The organism is Streptomyces sp. WAC03905 (assembly GCF_057371075.1).
The window spans coordinates 3,956,310-3,971,610 of sequence record NZ_JBXYDZ010000003.1 but is presented as its reverse complement, the minus strand read 5'-3'; the positions used below and the strand labels follow the sequence as shown (position 1 = coordinate 3,971,610).

At 69.0% G+C, this 15,301-nt stretch carries 16 protein-coding genes; 7 read left to right on the top strand and 9 right to left on the bottom strand.

The window, feature by feature from the left end:
* Window positions 1-55: 55 nt before the first annotated feature.
* On the top strand, window positions 56-1,018 hold the full coding sequence (gene trxB / locus AC2RP6_RS20440; RefSeq protein WP_486447495.1) for a thioredoxin-disulfide reductase: 963 nt from the start codon (window positions 56-58) through the stop codon (window positions 1,016-1,018).
* 59 nt (window positions 1,019-1,077) lie between these two features.
* Window positions 1,078-1,419 carry a thioredoxin gene (trxA, locus tag AC2RP6_RS20435; protein WP_030025741.1) on the top strand — a complete coding sequence of 114 codons (342 nt, stop codon included), beginning with the start codon at window positions 1,078-1,080 and terminating at the stop codon, window positions 1,417-1,419.
* 67 nt (window positions 1,420-1,486) lie between these two features.
* On the opposite strand, the gene AC2RP6_RS20430 is transcribed toward trxA, so the two are convergent.
* The 9 genes from AC2RP6_RS20430 to rpmH all read right to left on the bottom strand — a co-directional run bounded on the left by AC2RP6_RS20430 (window position 1,487) and on the right by rpmH (window position 7,972).
* Window positions 1,487-2,104: a GNAT family N-acetyltransferase gene (locus tag AC2RP6_RS20430; protein WP_486447494.1), complete on the bottom strand. Its 618-nt coding sequence runs from the start codon at window positions 2,102-2,104 to the stop codon at window positions 1,487-1,489.
* Between the two features lie 101 nt (window positions 2,105-2,205).
* On the bottom strand, window positions 2,206-3,330 hold the full coding sequence (locus AC2RP6_RS20425; protein ID WP_486447493.1) for a ParB/RepB/Spo0J family partition protein: 1,125 nt from the start codon (window positions 3,328-3,330) through the stop codon (window positions 2,206-2,208).
* Window positions 3,327-4,415: a ParA family protein gene (locus AC2RP6_RS20420; protein WP_486447492.1), complete on the bottom strand. Its 1,089-nt coding sequence runs from the start codon at window positions 4,413-4,415 to the stop codon at window positions 3,327-3,329. Before AC2RP6_RS20420 ends, AC2RP6_RS20425 begins: the two co-directional genes overlap by 4 nt.
* Before the next feature lie 265 nt (window positions 4,416-4,680).
* Window positions 4,681-5,397: a 16S rRNA (guanine(527)-N(7))-methyltransferase RsmG gene (gene rsmG, locus AC2RP6_RS20415; RefSeq protein ID WP_486447491.1), complete on the bottom strand. Its 717-nt coding sequence runs from the start codon at window positions 5,395-5,397 to the stop codon at window positions 4,681-4,683.
* A 128-nt stretch (window positions 5,398-5,525) separates the two neighbouring features.
* Entirely contained in the window at window positions 5,526-6,038 is a 513-nt protein-coding gene (locus AC2RP6_RS20410) for a Jag family protein (protein WP_030647477.1), read from the bottom strand.
* Between the two features lie 15 nt (window positions 6,039-6,053).
* Window positions 6,054-7,157, bottom strand: coding sequence for a membrane protein insertase YidC (gene yidC / locus AC2RP6_RS20405; RefSeq protein ID WP_486447490.1), 1,104 nt, complete (start codon window positions 7,155-7,157; stop codon window positions 6,054-6,056).
* 3 nt (window positions 7,158-7,160) lie between these two features.
* Window positions 7,161-7,442 (bottom strand): membrane protein insertion efficiency factor YidD, encoded by a 282-nt coding sequence (gene yidD / locus AC2RP6_RS20400; RefSeq protein WP_076043740.1) that lies wholly within the window; start codon window positions 7,440-7,442, stop codon window positions 7,161-7,163.
* Window positions 7,439-7,813, bottom strand: a complete 375-nt coding sequence (gene rnpA / locus AC2RP6_RS20395) for a ribonuclease P protein component (protein ID WP_078851074.1) — start codon at window positions 7,811-7,813, stop codon at window positions 7,439-7,441. The genes yidD and rnpA overlap by 4 nt, the downstream gene beginning before the upstream one ends.
* A gap of 21 nt (window positions 7,814-7,834) precedes the next feature.
* On the bottom strand, window positions 7,835-7,972 hold the full coding sequence (rpmH, locus tag AC2RP6_RS20390; RefSeq protein ID WP_018547628.1) for a 50S ribosomal protein L34: 138 nt from the start codon (window positions 7,970-7,972) through the stop codon (window positions 7,835-7,837).
* A 235-nt stretch (window positions 7,973-8,207) separates the two neighbouring features.
* On the opposite strand from rpmH, the gene dnaA reads away from it, so the two are divergent.
* The 5 genes from dnaA to AC2RP6_RS20365 all read left to right on the top strand — a co-directional run bounded on the left by dnaA (window position 8,208) and on the right by AC2RP6_RS20365 (window position 15,017).
* On the top strand, window positions 8,208-10,172 hold the full coding sequence (gene dnaA / locus AC2RP6_RS20385) for a chromosomal replication initiator protein DnaA (RefSeq protein ID WP_486447489.1): 1,965 nt from the start codon (window positions 8,208-8,210) through the stop codon (window positions 10,170-10,172).
* A gap of 841 nt (window positions 10,173-11,013) precedes the next feature.
* Window positions 11,014-12,144 (top strand): DNA polymerase III subunit beta, encoded by a 1,131-nt coding sequence (dnaN, locus tag AC2RP6_RS20380; protein ID WP_350990382.1) that lies wholly within the window; start codon window positions 11,014-11,016, stop codon window positions 12,142-12,144.
* A gap of 253 nt (window positions 12,145-12,397) precedes the next feature.
* Complete coding sequence (gene gnd / locus AC2RP6_RS20375; RefSeq protein ID WP_486447488.1) at window positions 12,398-13,273, top strand: phosphogluconate dehydrogenase (NAD(+)-dependent, decarboxylating); 876 nt, start codon at window positions 12,398-12,400, stop codon at window positions 13,271-13,273.
* 56 nt (window positions 13,274-13,329) lie between these two features.
* Window positions 13,330-14,466, top strand: a complete 1,137-nt coding sequence (recF, locus tag AC2RP6_RS20370; protein WP_486447487.1) for a DNA replication/repair protein RecF — start codon at window positions 13,330-13,332, stop codon at window positions 14,464-14,466.
* Entirely contained in the window at window positions 14,463-15,017 is a 555-nt protein-coding gene (locus AC2RP6_RS20365; protein ID WP_486447486.1) for a DciA family protein, read from the top strand. The genes recF and AC2RP6_RS20365 overlap by 4 nt, the downstream gene beginning before the upstream one ends.
* Window positions 15,018-15,301: the final 284 nt, after the last annotated feature.

Here is a 15,301-nt window from a genome sequence, read left to right as displayed (position 1 = left end):
TCCGCACCGGCCCCCGGTAGGCAGCACGCAGTCCGCAGAGACGAGGAAGAAACCCGTGAGCGACGTTCGAAACGTGATCATCATCGGCTCCGGGCCGGCCGGTTACACCGCCGCCCTGTACACCGCACGCGCTTCGCTCAAGCCGCTGGTCTTCGAAGGCGCCGTCACCGCTGGTGGTGCCCTCATGAACACCACCGACGTGGAGAACTTCCCGGGCTTCCAGGACGGGATCATGGGCCCGGACCTCATGGACAACATGCGTGCCCAGGCCGAGCGCTTCGGCGCCGAGCTGGTTCCGGACGACATCGTGTCCGTGGACCTCACCGGTGAGATCAAGACCGTCACCGACACCGCCGGCACCGTGCACCGCGCCAAGGCCGTCATCGTGACCACCGGCTCGCAGCACCGCAAGCTCGGCCTGCCCAACGAGGACGCGCTCTCCGGCCGCGGCGTCTCCTGGTGCGCGACCTGTGACGGGTTCTTCTTCAAGGACCACGACATCGCCGTCGTCGGCGGCGGCGACACCGCGATCGAGGAAGCCACCTTCCTCTCCCGGTTCGCCAAGTCCGTCACGATCGTCCACCGCCGTGACAGCCTGCGCGCCTCGAAGGCCATGCAGGACCGTGCCTTCGCCGACCCGAAGATCAAGTTCGCCTGGGACAGCGAGGTCGCCGAGATCCACGGCGAGCAGAAGCTCTCCGGCCTCACCCTGCGCAACACCAAGACCGGTGAGACCTCCGAGCTGCCCGTGACCGGCCTCTTCATCGCCGTCGGCCACGACCCGCGCACCGAGCTGTTCAAGGACCAGCTGGACCTCGACGACGAGGGCTACCTCAAGGTCTCCGCCCCCTCCACCCGGACCAGCGTCACCGGTGTGTTCGGCGCCGGCGACGTCGTGGACCACACCTACCGTCAGGCCATCACCGCCGCCGGAACCGGCTGCTCGGCCGCCCTCGACGCCGAGCGCTTCCTCGCCGCCCTCGCGGACGCCGAGAAGGCGGCCCACGCGGCGGTCTGACCGGTCCGATACCGCACCGTCCCTACACCCCACCCCGCAGGAAGAACAAGGAGGCCGCTGTGGCCGGCACCCTCAAGAACGTGACCGACGCCGACTTCGACGCCGAGGTCCTCAGGAGCGACAAGCCCGTACTGGTGGACTTCTGGGCCGCCTGGTGCGGACCGTGCCGCCAGATCGCACCGTCCCTCGAGGCCATCGCCGCCGAGTACGGCGACCAGATCGAGATCGTCAAGCTCAACATCGACGAGAACCCGGCCACCGCCGCCAAGTACGGCGTCATGTCCATCCCGACGCTGAACGTCTACCAGGGCGGCGAGGTCGCCAAGACGATCGTCGGTGCGAAGCCGAAGGCCGCCATCCTGCGCGACCTCTCCGACTTCGTCGAGGTCAAGACCGCCTGACAACGGCAGATGTTTCACGTGAAACGGGCCCGCCCCTTCGAGGGGCGGGCCCGTTTCCGTACGGCGCTCAGAGCGGTCGCAGTGCCGGCTCCTTGCGGGCCGCGCCCAGCAGCCGGTCCAGCGCCAGCTCGACGTCTTCCTTCCAGGACAGGGTGGACCGCAGTTCGAGGCGCAGCCGGGGATGAGCCGGGTGCGGCCGTACGGTCTTGAAGCCCACCGCCAGGAGATGGTCCGCCGGGAGCAGGCAGGCCGGCCCCTCCCACCGCGCATCCCCGAAAGCCTCTATCGCCCGGAACCCCCGGCGCAGGAGGTCCTTGGCCACCGTCTGCACCATGACCCGGCCCAGCCCCTGCCCCTGGTATCCCGGCATGATCCACGCGGTGATCAGCTGCACGGCGTCCGGCGAGACCGGACTCGTCGGGAAGGCGGTGGCCCGGGGGACGTAGGCCGGCGGTGCGTAGAGCACGAAGCCCACCGGCACGTCGTCCACGTAGACCACACGGCCGCAGGACCCCCACTCCAGCAGGACAGCGGAGATCCACGCCTCCTTCTCCTCCGCCGAGGTGCCCGCCTTCACAGCGGCCTCACCGCTGACGGGATCCAGTTCCCAGAAGACGCAGGACCGGCAACGTCGGGGCAGATCCTGGAGGTTGTCCAGCGTGAGCGGTACCAGCCGACGACCCATGACGGCATCGTATCCACTGGTCCCTCGTTCTTCGACAGCAAAGCGAAGGGGCGGACCGCCGGTTGTCACCGGCATGATCCGCCCCTCGGTCCAGCCGGAGATCATTCCCCGGCGAGGCCCTGATCCAGCACCCGGCCCTCGCCCGGCGCCAACGTCCCGAGGATCCGCTCCAGATCCTCCATCGAGGCGAACTCGACGGTGATCTTCCCCTTCTTCTGGCCGAGGTCCACCTTCACCCTGGTCTCGAAGCGGTCCGACAGCCGCGTCGCCAGCTCGCTGAGCGCAGGCGACACCCGGGCGCCGGCACGCGGACCCTTCGGCTTGACCGCACTCGACGGCTCCGAGGCCATCAGCGTCACGATTTCCTCGACCGCACGCACCGACAGCCCCTCGGCCACGATGCGGTGGGCCAGCCGGTCCTGTTCCGCGGAGTCGTCCACCGAGAGCAGCGCCCGCGCATGCCCCGCGGAGAGCACCCCGGCTGCCACTCGGCGCTGCACCGGCGGCGACAGCTTCAGCAGACGCAGGGTGTTCGACACCTGAGGACGCGAACGGCCGATCCGGTCGGCCAGCTGGTCGTGCGTGCAGTTGAAGTCCTGGAGCAGCTGGTCGTAGGCCGCGGCCTCCTCCAGCGGGTTGAGCTGGGCCCGGTGCAGGTTCTCCAGCAGCGCGTCCAGCAGGAGTTTCTCGTCGTCGGTCGCACGGATGATCGCCGGAATGGACTCCAGCCCGGCTTCCCGACAGGCGCGCCAGCGACGCTCACCCATGATCAGCTCATAGCGGCCGGGCGCCGACTGGCGCACCACCACCGGCTGGAGCAGACCCACCTCCTGAATGGAGGTCACCAGCTCGGCGAGCGCGTCCTCGTCGAACACCTCGCGCGGCTGCCGCGGGTTCGGCGTGATGGTGTCCATCGGAAGCTCGGCGAACATCGCTCCCGCCACCACGTTCGCCTCAGGCTCAGGCTCCCGCGCCGGCTCCGGCTCCGGCTCCGGGACGACCGCCGACTCGTCCACGGTGACGACCGCCAGGGATGTTTCACGTGAAACATCGGCCTGCGCCAGCGCCGCGAGCTTCGCCGCCGCGATCCCGCGCTCGGACGTCAGCTCCGGTACCGCCGCCGGCGAGGTGGAACCGGCACTGCTCGTCGGCATCGTCTTCTCCTGCGGAGCCTGCGGGATCAGTGCAGCGAGCCCCCGTCCCAGACCTCTACGTCGCTCACTCACTGGATCCCCTCCACCGCACTCTGCGTGCTGTTCATGCCCGCGCCCAGGTGGGCGTGCTGGGACTCGTACTGCATTCCGACCCCCCGATACGCGATCTCTCGCGCCGCCTCCAGATAGGAGAGGGAACCGCTGGAACCCGGGTCATACGTGAGCACCGTCTGCCCATAGCTCGGCGCTTCGGAAATACGCACCGACCGGGGGATGCTCGTGCGCAGCACCTCCTTGCCGAAGTGGCTGCGCACCTCCTCCGCCACCTGCGATGCCAGCCGCGTCCTGCCGTCGTACATCGTCAGCAGGATGGTCGACACGTGCAAGGACGGGTTGAGGTGGGCCCGCACCAGATCGACGTTGCGCAGCAGCTGACCGAGGCCCTCCAGCGCGTAGTACTCGCACTGGATCGGGATCAGCACTTCGGCGCCCGCGACCAGGGCGTTCACGGTCAGCAATCCGAGGGAGGGGGGACAGTCGATCAGGATGTAGTCGAGAGGCTGGTCGTAGGCCTGGATCGCCCGCTGGAGCCGGCTCTCCCTCGCCACCAGCGACACCAGCTCGATCTCCGCACCTGCCAGATCGATCGTGGCCGGCGCGCAGAAGAGCCCCTCCACGTCCACGACCGGCTGGACGACCTCCAGGAGAGGCCGGCTGTCCACCAGCACGTGGTAGATGGAGGGCACGTCAGCATGGTGGTCGATGCCCAGAGCGGTGGACGCGTTGCCTTGCGGGTCGAGGTCGACCACGAGGACCCGTGCCCCGTTCAGAGCCAGTGAGGCCGCCAGATTCACGGTCGTCGTGGTCTTGCCCACGCCGCCCTTCTGATTGGCGACCACCATGACCCGGGTCTGTTCCGGGCGGGGCATGGCCGCACCGGAGCGTCCCATGGCCTCCACCGCCTGCTGGGCGGCTCGACCGATGGGGGTCTCGTTGTCTACAAGGGGTGGGGGCGATGTTTCACGTGAAACGTCTTCACCCACCGGTTCTGAGCGGGGACCGGGGACCGGGTCGGCCATCGGCCCCGCGAGGTTGGCGTCGGACCGCACGGTGTCACTCTCCTCGACATCAGGCTCGCGATGAACAGAGCCTGCCATGTCACCGGGGTCGCGAACCAGCGGGGCCCGTACTCCTGTGGATGAATCCACCGATGTGGACAACTCCGTCCCCCTTGCGTCTTTGCGCTGGAGGGGCGAGGCGGCCGCACGACCGCGGCTGATGATTCCGTGCAGCAGAGAGCGACGTTTCACGTGAAACACGATGCCCGGACGGAGTCTTCAGGCCTCTACGACACTCCGAAATCCATACCTATAGGGCCCAACACAGACGAAATATCCGCTTGGGCCCCACAGCACCAGAGAATCAACGACGGCGGCGAGCTCGGCCGACCCTGGCAGCCTTAGCCCGCTTGGCCGCGAACCTCACCCCTCCGGGGCTTTCTCCGACCTCGACGCGCACCACCGTCGACTGCGGATCAACCAGGCCCTCGCCCACCTGCAGCACCGAGGTCTTCACCACACCGAGCTTCGTCAGGGCCGTCTTCGCCGTCACCAGCTCCTCCTCGGCGGTGTCGCCCTTGAGCGCCAGCATCTCTCCGTACGGGCGCAGCAGGGGAACGCCCCAGCCGGCCAGTCGGTCCAGAGGAGCCACCGCACGCGCCGTCACCACGTGCACCGGCTGGAGTTTGCCGAGGACCTCCTCGGCCCGCCCGCGCACCACCGTGACGTGGTCGAGGCCCAGCAGTTCCACGGCCTCCTGGAGAAAGGTCGTCCGCCGCAGCAGCGGTTCGAGCAGTGTGATCTTGAGATCCCGTCGCACCAGTGCCAGCGGGATGCCGGGCAGGCCCGCACCGGAACCCACATCGCAGACAGTGACGCCCTGGGGCACCACTTCCGACAGCACCGCGCAGTTCAGCAGGTGCCGCTCCCACAACCGCGGCACCTCACGCGGGCCGATCAGGCCGCGCTTGACTCCCGCGTCCGCGAGCAGCTCCGCATACCGCACAGCTTCCGGGAAAAACTCACCGAACACCGCGCGCGCCTCTTCGGGCGCCTCGGGAAGCTCAGCTGCCTCCGTCACGGGACCGTCCTTCCGTACCTCGTGGTCCTGAAGACCACGTCTTCAGGATGCCGCGTCGTTCACATGCCAGGCTGACAAACATCGGCCCCGCCTGCGACACAGACGGGGCCGAACACACATGCCGGTGATCAGGCCGGGAGCACAACGACGAAGCGCTGCGGCTCCTCGCCCTCGGACTCGCTCCGCAGACCGGCAGCCGCCACGGCGTCGTGGACGACCTTCCGCTCGAACGGGGTCATCGGCGCCAGCTTCAGCGGCTCGCCCGACGCCTTCACGTCCTCCGCGGCCTTGGCGCCCAGGGCCGCCAGCTCCTCGCGCTTCTTCGCCCGGAACCCGGCGATGTCGAGCATCAGCCGGCTGCGGTCCCCGGTCTCCCGGTGCACGGCCAGACGGGTCAGCTCTTGGAGTGCCTCCAGGACCTCACCGTCGCGGCCCACGAGCTTCTGCAGGTCGCGGCTGGCGGAGTCACTGACGATCGACACAGCGGCACGGTCGGCCTCGACGTCCATGTCGATGTCACCGTCGAGGTCGGCGATGTCCAGCAGACCCTCGAGGTAGTCGGCCGCGATCTCACCCTCCTGCTCGAGGCGGGTCAGGGTGTCGCCACTCTCAGCGGCGGCGGTGGTGGTGCCTTCCGTCACGGGAGGGACTCCTTCTTACTTCTTGGGAGAGGGCTTGCTGGGCGTCTGGCGCTGCGACTTCGTCTGCCGCTTCGGCTGCTGCCGCTTGGCGGCACCGCCGCTGGCCGCATCCGAGTCCGCCGTGGTCTCGGAACTCTTGATCACGGAACCGTCCGCCTGAGCGGCCAAGCCCTGCTTCGACAGGGCCGTGATGAACTTCCGCTCGTTGTCGTTGCGGTCCGGACCCTTGGCCACGATGCCGGCGACGATCTTCTTCCTGCCCCGGCCCTTGACCTCACCGTGCGAGGTGGCGTGCTTGAGCAGCCGCGTCAGGTACTGGTCCTGCGCCTTGCTGCCCGGCGTCGGGTTCTGGTTGATCACGTACATCTGCTGACCCATGGTCCAGACGTTGGTGGTCAGCCAGTAGACGAGGACACCGACGGGGAAGTTGATGCCCATGACCGCGAAGATCACCGGGAAGATGTACATCAGCATCTTCTGCTGCTGCATGAACGGCGTCTTGACCGACAGGTCGACGTTCTTCTGCATCAGCTGACGCTGGGTGTAGAACTGCGACAGCGACATCATGATGATCATGACCGCGGTCACGATGCGGACGTCCGTGAGCGTGGCCCCCAGGGCCGCGACCTTCTCGGGGCTGTCCATGAACTTCGCCGCGATCGGAGCACCGAAGATCTTGGCCGCGCGAGCGCTGTCGACCAGCTGCTGGTCCATCGCGCCGACGGCCTTGCCATCGGCGATGTTCGACAGCACGTGGTAGAGGGCGAAGAAGAACGGGGACTGCGCCAGGATGGGCAGGCACGAGGAGAGCGGGTTGGTACCCGTCTCCTTGTACAGCTTCATCATCTCTTCGGACTGACGCTGCTTGTCGTTCTTGTAGCGCTCCTGGATCGCCTTCATCTTCGGCTGGAGCGCCTGCATGCCACGCGTCGCCTTGATCTGCTTCACGAAGAGCGGGATCAGGCAGATACGGATCAAGATCACCAGGGACACGATGGACAGGCCCCAGGCCCACCCACTCGACTCACCGAAGATCGCCCCGTACATCGAGTGGAACTGGACGATGATCCACGAGACGGGGTAAGTGATAAAGCTGAACAGACTGGCAATCGTGTCCACTAATCAGGCTCCTTGAGCATTGCGAGATCTACGCAACGCACTGCGCAGCTGCTCGTGCCAACGCGGGCGTTTACGGGGTGGGACATGGTCCACACCGCCCGGGGACCACGGATTGCACCGCAGGATCCGCCAGGCGGTCAGCGCTGTCCCCTTCACCGCACCATGCCGGTCGATGGCCGTGTACCCGTAGTGCGAACACGACGGGTAGTAGCGGCACACCGGCCCGAGCAGCGGACTGATCGTCCACTGGTACAGCTTGATCAAAGCGAGCAGCGGGTACTTCATCGAGCCACGCCTCCCAGGAGCCGCACCAGAGCGGCATCCAGGTCCCGGGCCAGTTCATCGGGGCCGGCATCACCCGCTCCGGGCAACGCTCGTACCACCACCAGGCTACCGGCGGGCAGCTGTGAGAGCCGCTCGCGGACCAGGTGGCGAAGGCGACGCTTCACCCTGTTCCGTACGACGGCGTTGCCCACGGCCTTGCTGACGACGAAACCCGCACGCGACGAGGGATCGATCTCCCCCGACTCGTGCGGGTCCGTTGCACCGCTTGTACGTAGGTGGACGACGAGGAGTGGGCGACCGGCCCGGCGTCCTCGGCGTACCGCGCTCGCGAAGTCCTCGCGCCGCCTCAGCCGATTCTCGGGAGACAGCACGACGTCACGACCTGCGCGTTGTTACGCGGAAAGGGCGGCGCGGCCCTTGGAACGGCGGTTCGCCAGGATCGCGCGACCGGCACGGGTACGCATCCGCAGGCGGAAGCCGTGGGTCTTGGCACGACGGCGGTTGTTCGGCTGGAAGGTGCGCTTGCTCACTCGGGGGCTCCAGAGAATGAATCGTTGTGGCGGGACATCGCCTGGCTGTCACCGTGCGCCCACGAGGAAACTCGCGTGTTCGCCCGAGTGGCACCGCTAATTGATCACTATCAGTGACCTTCGCCCATCGGTAGGCAGGCGGCAGCAGCCATCGACAACTCGACCTCGTTACGGTACGCGCGGCTACGCCATCCGGTCAAACCGAGCCTGCCCGACCCCGCACTGTGCACAGGCTGTGGACAACGACTTGAACCGCAGCCTCTGGCCTGACTACCGTTGCCTGACCCCGGATTTTTTGTCCCGACCGTCCCAAAGAACCACACATTCGTGGGACCCCTGTGAGAGAGCGTGCTCTGTGGCTGACGTACCTGCCGATCTTGCCGCAGTGTGGCCAAGGGTGCTGGAAAAGCTCCTCGGGGAGGGACAGCCGGGCATCGAGCCCAAGGACAAGCAGTGGGTCGAGCGGTGCCAGCCCCTGGCCCTCGTCGCCGACACCGCCCTCCTGGCCGTCCCCAATGAATGGGGAAAGCGCGTCCTCGAAGGCCGCCTCGCCCCGCTGATCAGCGATGCGCTCAGCCGCGAGTGCGGCCGCCCCATCCGGATCGCCATCACCGTGGACGACTCGGCCGGCGAACCCGCCCCCTCCGCCCCGCCCGCCCCGCAGCAGGGCGGCTACGAGCCGTACGGCGGCCAGCGCCAGGGCGGCGGCGGCCCCGGCGGCGGCCCCGCGGACGACCAGCTCCCCACGGCGCGCCCGGCCTATCCGGACTACCAGCAGCCGCGCCCCGAGCCCGGCGCCTGGCCCCGCGGCGGCCAGCAGGACGACTACGGCTGGCAGCAGCCGCGCCTGGGCGGCTTCCCCGAGCGCGACCCCTACGCCTCCCCGCAGCCGGGCTACCTCCAGCAGGCGGAACCCTCGGGCTACGACCAGCAGCAGTACGACCAGGGCTCCTTCGACCAGCAGCCGTACGAACAGCAGCCGTACGAACAGCAGCAGTACGAGCAGTCCCCGTACGAGCAGCAGCAGTCGCACCAGTCCCACCAGGCGCACCAGAGCCATCAGTACGAGCAGCAGTCCTACGAGCAGCCGGCCTCCCGCCAGGCCCCCGGCCGGCCGGCAGCGCCGCCGGCGCCGTCCGGCGGCTCCACCTCGGGCCCGCTGGAGCCGACCGCCCGGCTCAACCCCAAGTACCTCTTCGACACCTTCGTGATCGGAGCGTCCAACCGCTTCGCGCACGCCGCCGCGGTGGCCGTGGCCGAAGCGCCGGCGAAGGCCTACAACCCCCTCTTCATCTACGGGGAGTCGGGCCTGGGCAAGACGCACCTGCTGCACGCCATCGGGCACTACGCGCGGAGCCTCTACCCCGGCACCCGCGTGCGGTACGTGAGCTCCGAGGAGTTCACGAACGAGTTCATCAACTCGATCCGCGACGGCAAGGGCGACGCGTTCCGCAAGCGCTACCGCGAGATGGACATCCTGCTCGTCGACGACATCCAGTTCCTCGCGAGCAAGGAGTCGACGCAGGAGGAGTTCTTCCACACCTTCAACACGCTCCACAACGCCAACAAGCAGATCGTCCTCTCCTCCGACCGGCCGCCCAAGCAGCTCGTCACCCTCGAGGACCGGCTCCGCAACCGCTTCGAATGGGGCCTGATCACGGACGTCCAGCCGCCCGAGCTGGAGACCCGCATCGCGATCCTGCGCAAGAAGGCCGTCCAGGAGCAGCTCAACGCCCCGCCGGAGGTACTGGAGTTCATCGCCTCCCGCATCTCGCGCAACATCCGCGAGCTGGAGGGGGCGCTGATCCGGGTCACGGCCTTCGCGAGCCTCAACCGCCAGCCGGTCGACCTGGGCCTCACCGAGGACGTCCTCAAGAACCTCATCCCCGGCGGCGAGGACAGCGCACCGGAGATCACGGCCACCGACATCATGGCGGCCACCGCGGACTACTTCGGTCTGACCGTGGACGACCTGTGCGGCTCCTCGCGCAGCCGGGTCCTCGTCACCGCCCGGCAGATCGCGATGTACCTGTGCCGGGAGCTCACCGACCTGTCCCTGCCGAAGATCGGGGCGCAGTTCGGCGGCCGCGACCACACCACGGTCATGCACGCGGACCGCAAGATCCGCGCGCTCATGGCCGAGCGGCGGTCCATCTACAACCAGGTCACCGAGCTCACCAACCGCATCAAGAACGGCTGACAGGCCCCTTCAAACGCTTTTCGAGGGCGCTCCCGGTCCACAACGGGGGCGCCCTTCTTCGTGCGTGCGCCCCTGACCTGTTCGAATACGCCCCCCGCGGAGCAACTCATCCACAGATTCGGCGACTTTCTTCCGTCCACACCCTGGGGACCGCCCGCGTCACCCACAATCTGTCCACAGGGCTGCCTGGTGAGGATCCATCAGCCCTGGTCAGCACCCTGTGGATTTGTGCGCAAGCGCTATCCACAGCCTGTGGACGAAAATCTTCTCCACAGCCCTGTCCACGACGTTGTCCACCGCCACCCCACAGGTTCCCTCATGCTGTGCACAGGTTCTGCGGACTTCTCCACACCCTTGTCCACTGTTCGGCAACCCGCCACCCCCTCTCACCGCCCGGAGTGAAAGCCGTCACACGGATGTAGACGTTTGGGCTGTGGAGTACCGGGGGAAAGCTGGGGACACACCTGTGGAGTAACCAGGGGCACCTGGGGACAGCCTGTGCAGAACTTTTCGTTCTCCACAGGAGCACCGGGTTGTCCACCGGCGCCACCCACAGGCCCGGTGGATAAAAAATGCGGTCTGACCTGCGACGACGGGCTTATCCACCGTTTCCACAGGCCCTACTACTACCCCCATGGAGAGTTAGGCCGGTTTCGGTTTTCAAGCAGGCCCTGTGCACAACTCGTCGGTCGCCCGCCCCGACGCTCCGCTCCCGACTTGACCGCCGGCCGCACCGAGTGTCGGCGCCGTACGTCAGACTGGTCCCCGGCATCGGTCGAGGCATCGACGAGCCGACGACGAAGGCCGGCAGACGAGCGAGCAACAGCAGGAGGCGGTTCCGGTGAAGATCCGGGTGGAGCGCGACGTACTCGCGGAGGCGGTGGCCTGGGCGGCCCGCAGCCTCCCGGCCCGGCCGCCGGTGCCCGTCCTCGCGGGCCTGCTGCTCAAGGCCGAGGAAGGCACCCTGAGCCTCTCCGGCTTCGACTACGAGGTCTCGGCGCGGGTCTCGGTCGAGGCGGACGTGGAGGAGGACGGCACCGTCCTCGTCTCCGGCCGGCTGCTCGCCGACATCTGCCGCGCCCTCCCCAACCGCCCCGTGGAGATTTCCACAGACGGTGTACGGGCGACCGTGGTCTGCGGTTCCTCGCGGTTCACCCTCCACACCCTGCCTGTGGAGGAGTACCCGGCCCTGCCGCAGATGCCCACCGCGACCGGCACCGTGCCCGGCGAGGTCTTCGCCGCCGCCGCCAAGCAGGTCGCCACCGCCGCGGGCCGCGACGACACGCTGCCGGTGCTGACGGGTGTCCGCATCGAGATCGAGGGCGACCGCGTCACCCTGGCCTCCACCGACCGCTACCGCTTCGCGGTCCGCGAGTTCCTGTGGAAGCCCGAGAACCCGGAGGCGTCGGCCGTGGCCCTGGTGCCCGCCAAGACGCTCCAGGAGATCGCCAACTCGCTGACCAGCGGTGACACCGTCACTCTGGCGCTTTCCGGCTCCGGCGCGGGCGAGGGCCTGATCGGTTTCGAGGGCGCCGGCCGCCGCACCACCACCCGGCTCCTCGAGGGCGACCTGCCCAAGTACCGGACGCTCTTCCCGACGGAGTTCAACTCCGTCGCCGTGATCGAGACCGCGCCGTTCGTCGAGGCCGTCAAGCGCGTGGCCCTGGTGGCCGAGCGCAACACCCCCGTCCGCCTGAGCTTCGAGCAGGGGGTGCTGATCCTGGAGGCCGGCTCCTCCGACGACGCACAGGCTGTGGAAAGGGTCGACGCGCAGCTCGACGGCGACGACATCTCGATCGCCTTCAACCCGACCTTCCTGCTGGACGGCCTCAGCGCGATCGCGTCCCCGGTGGCCCAGCTCAGCTTCACCACGTCGACCAAGCCCGCGCTCCTCAGCGGCCGCCCCGCGGTCGACGCGGAGGCCGACGAGGCCTACAAGTACCTGATCATGCCGGTGCGCCTGTCCGGCTGACGCCCCACCCGTCGACGCCGGGCCCGGTCTCGCACGCTGCTGCGGACCGGGCCCGCCGTCGTCCACAGGCTGGGGAGGGCTCCGGGAGAACCGGAAAGCCGGAAAGCCGGACCGGTCGCATGGAGCGCCCGCGGGGCCCGTCGCCGCGGCCCGGCGTAGGCTCGGACCCGGTGGGAGGCCCCCGCCCGTCCCGCGCGGACACGTGCCGGGGCAGCCCCGGCAAAGACGGCCACAACGCTTAAGGAACCACCTGATGGAGCTTGGTCTCGTCGGTCTCGGCAAGATGGGCGGCAACATGCGCGAGCGCATCCGCCGCGCAGGCCACACCGTCATCGGATACGACCGCAACCCGGACCTCGCGGACGTCCACAGCCTCCGGGAACTCGTGGACAGCCTGCAGGCCCCCCGCGTCGTGTGGGTGATGGTCCCCGCCGGCGCTGCGACGCAGTCCACCGTCGACGAGCTGGCCGAGCTGCTCTCGATCGGCGACATCGTCGTCGACGGCGGCAACTCCCGCTGGACGGACGACGAGAAGCACGCCGAGGAGCTGGCGGCCAAGGGCATCGGTTTCGTCGACTGCGGTGTCTCCGGCGGTGTGTGGGGCCTGGAGAACGGCTACGCCCTGATGTACGGCGGCGCCAAGGACCACGTCTCCCGCGTCCAGCCGATCTTCGACGCCCTCAAGCCCGAGGGCGACTTCGGCGCCGTGCACGCCGGCAAGGTCGGCGCGGGCCACTTCGCGAAGATGGTCCACAACGGCATCGAGTACGCCATGATGCAGGCCTACGCCGAGGGCTGGGAGCTCCTGGAGAAGGTGGACTCGGTCACCGACGTCCGCGAGGTCTTCCGCTCCTGGCAGGAAGGCACCGTGATCCGCTCCTGGCTGCTGGACCTGGCCGTGAACGCCCTCGACGAGGACGAGCACCTGGAGCAGCTGCGCGGCTTCGCGCAGGACTCGGGCGAGGGCCGCTGGACGGTGGAGGCGGCGATCGACAACGCCGTGCCGCTGCCCGCGATCACGGCCTCGCTGTTCGCGCGGTTCGCCTCGCGGCAGGACGACTCGCCGCAGATGAAGATGATCGCCGCGCTGCGCAACCAGTTCGGCGGCCACGCGGTCGAGAAGAAGTAGCAGTTCAGCAGCACAGCACCAGAGAGCAGTGGAAAGCCGGGGGAGGTCGGCGCCGTATGCATGTCTCGCATCTCTCATTGGCCGACTTCCGCTCGTACGCCCGGGCCGAGGTTCCCCTCGACCCGGGCGTCACGGCTTTCGTGGGGCCCAACGGCCAGGGCAAGACCAACCTCGTCGAGGCGGTCGGCTACCTGGCGACCCTCGGCAGCCACCGCGTCTCCTCGGACGCCCCGCTCGTCCGCATGGGCGCGGACCGGGCCGTGATCCGCGCGGCCGTCACCCAGGGCGAGCGCCAGCAGCTCGTCGAGCTGGAGCTGAACCCCGGCCGCGCCAACCGGGCCCGGATCAACCGGTCCTCGCAGGTCAGACCGCGGGACGTGCTGGGGATCGTGCGGACGGTGCTGTTCGCGCCGGAGGACCTGGCCCTGGTCAAGGGCGATCCGGGCGAGCGGCGGAAGTTCCTCGACGACCTGGTCACGGCGCGTTCGCCGCGGATGGCCGGGGTCCGCTCGGACTACGAGCGCGTGCTCAAGCAGCGCAACACCCTGCTGAAGTCCGCGGCGATGGCCCGCCGCCACGGCGGCCGCTCGATGGACCTGTCCACCCTCGACGTGTGGGACCAGCACCTCGCGCGCGCGGGCGCGGAGCTGCTGGCGCAGCGCCTCGACCTGATCGCGACGCTGCTGCCGCTGGCGGACAAGGCGTACGAGCAGCTCGCGCCCGGCGGCGGCCCGCTGGGGCTGACGTACAGGAGCTCGGCCGGCGAGAGCGTCGACCGTGGTGCGGCGCGCGGCCGGGAGGCGTTGTACGAGGTGCTCCTCGCCGCGCTCGGGGAGGTGCGCAAGCAGGAGATCGAGCGGGGCGTGACGCTGGTCGGCCCGCACCGCGACGACGTGCTCCTGCGGCTGGGCGAGCTGCCCGCCAAGGGCTACGCCAGCCATGGGGAGTCCTGGTCGTACGCGCTGGCCCTGCGGCTGGCCTCCTACGAGCTGCTGCGCTCGGAGGGCAGCGAGCCGGTGCTGGTCCTGGACGACGTGTTCGCGGAACTGGACGCGCGGCGCCGGGAGCGGCTGGCGGAGCTGGTGGCGCCGGGTGAGCAGGTACTGGTGACGGCGGCCGTGGACGACGACGTCCCCGGTGTGCTGGTGGGAGCGCGGTTCGGGGTGTCCGGCGGTGAGGTGACCCGGTTGTGAACGAGCACGGCAAGGATCCGCGGCAGGACGAGGATCCGCGGCAGGGCCGCAGGACCCCGGAGGCCTCCGGGGTGGACCTGGCCCGCCAGGCCCTCGCGGCGGCCCGCGAGCAGGCGCGGGCCCGGGGCAACGCGGCGGCCGGCCGCAAGCGCCAGCAGCAGCCGGGGCTGCGTTCGGGCGCCCGCGCGGACGGCCGGGACCCGATGCCGCTGATGGCGGCGCTGGACCGGCTGCGCACCGAGCGCGGCTGGGAGATGCCGATGGCCGTGGCGGGCGTGATGGAGCGCTGGCCGGAGATCGTCGGCCCGGAGATCGCGGCGCACTGTGAACCGCAGCGGTACGAGAACCGTGAGCTTGTCGTGAGGTGCGACTCCTCGGCGTGGGCGGCGCAGCTGAAGCTGCTGGCCCCGCAGCTGGTGGCGCGGCTGAACGCGGATCTGGGGCAGGGCACGGTCCGCCTGATCAAGGTGCAGGGACCGGGCGGACGCCCGAAGGGGTACGGCCCCTGGCGGGCTCCGGGGAGCACCGGACCCGGCGATACCTACGGGTGAGTAGCACCCGTGGGCGGCCGGCGTGCCCGCGTCGGCGGGTGGCGTCCCTCACGGTAGCCGGAGGTTGACAGGCCGAAGCGCTGGGTGCCCGTGTGAGCCTCTTTGAGCCCCTGTCCGGATGTGGGGAGTCGGAGAGAGGAGGTTCAGGGCGGCACATGCGGACTCAGGTACCGGCAAACCCCCATTCATGTCCGTGGTACCGGTAGACTGGAGCCAATCCCGCCCATTTGCGGGATCACGCAGACAACGCAGATCGACGCGGCCGCTCCGCTGGCGCACTTGCT

Coding starts and splice junctions, on each gene's coding strand:
- AC2RP6_RS20430 (WP_486447494.1), bottom strand. CDS start 2,104: ATGGGTCGTCGGCTGGTACCGCTCACGCTGGACAACCTCCAGGATCTG.
- AC2RP6_RS20420 (WP_486447492.1), bottom strand. CDS start 4,415: ATGGCAGGCTCTGTTCATCGCGAGCCTGATGTCGAGGAGAGTGACACC.
- yidD (WP_076043740.1), bottom strand. CDS start 7,442: ATGAAGTACCCGCTGCTCGCTTTGATCAAGCTGTACCAGTGGACGATC.
- gnd (WP_486447488.1), top strand. CDS start 12,398: ATGGAGCTTGGTCTCGTCGGTCTCGGCAAGATGGGCGGCAACATGCGC.
- recF (WP_486447487.1), top strand. CDS start 13,330: ATGCATGTCTCGCATCTCTCATTGGCCGACTTCCGCTCGTACGCCCGG.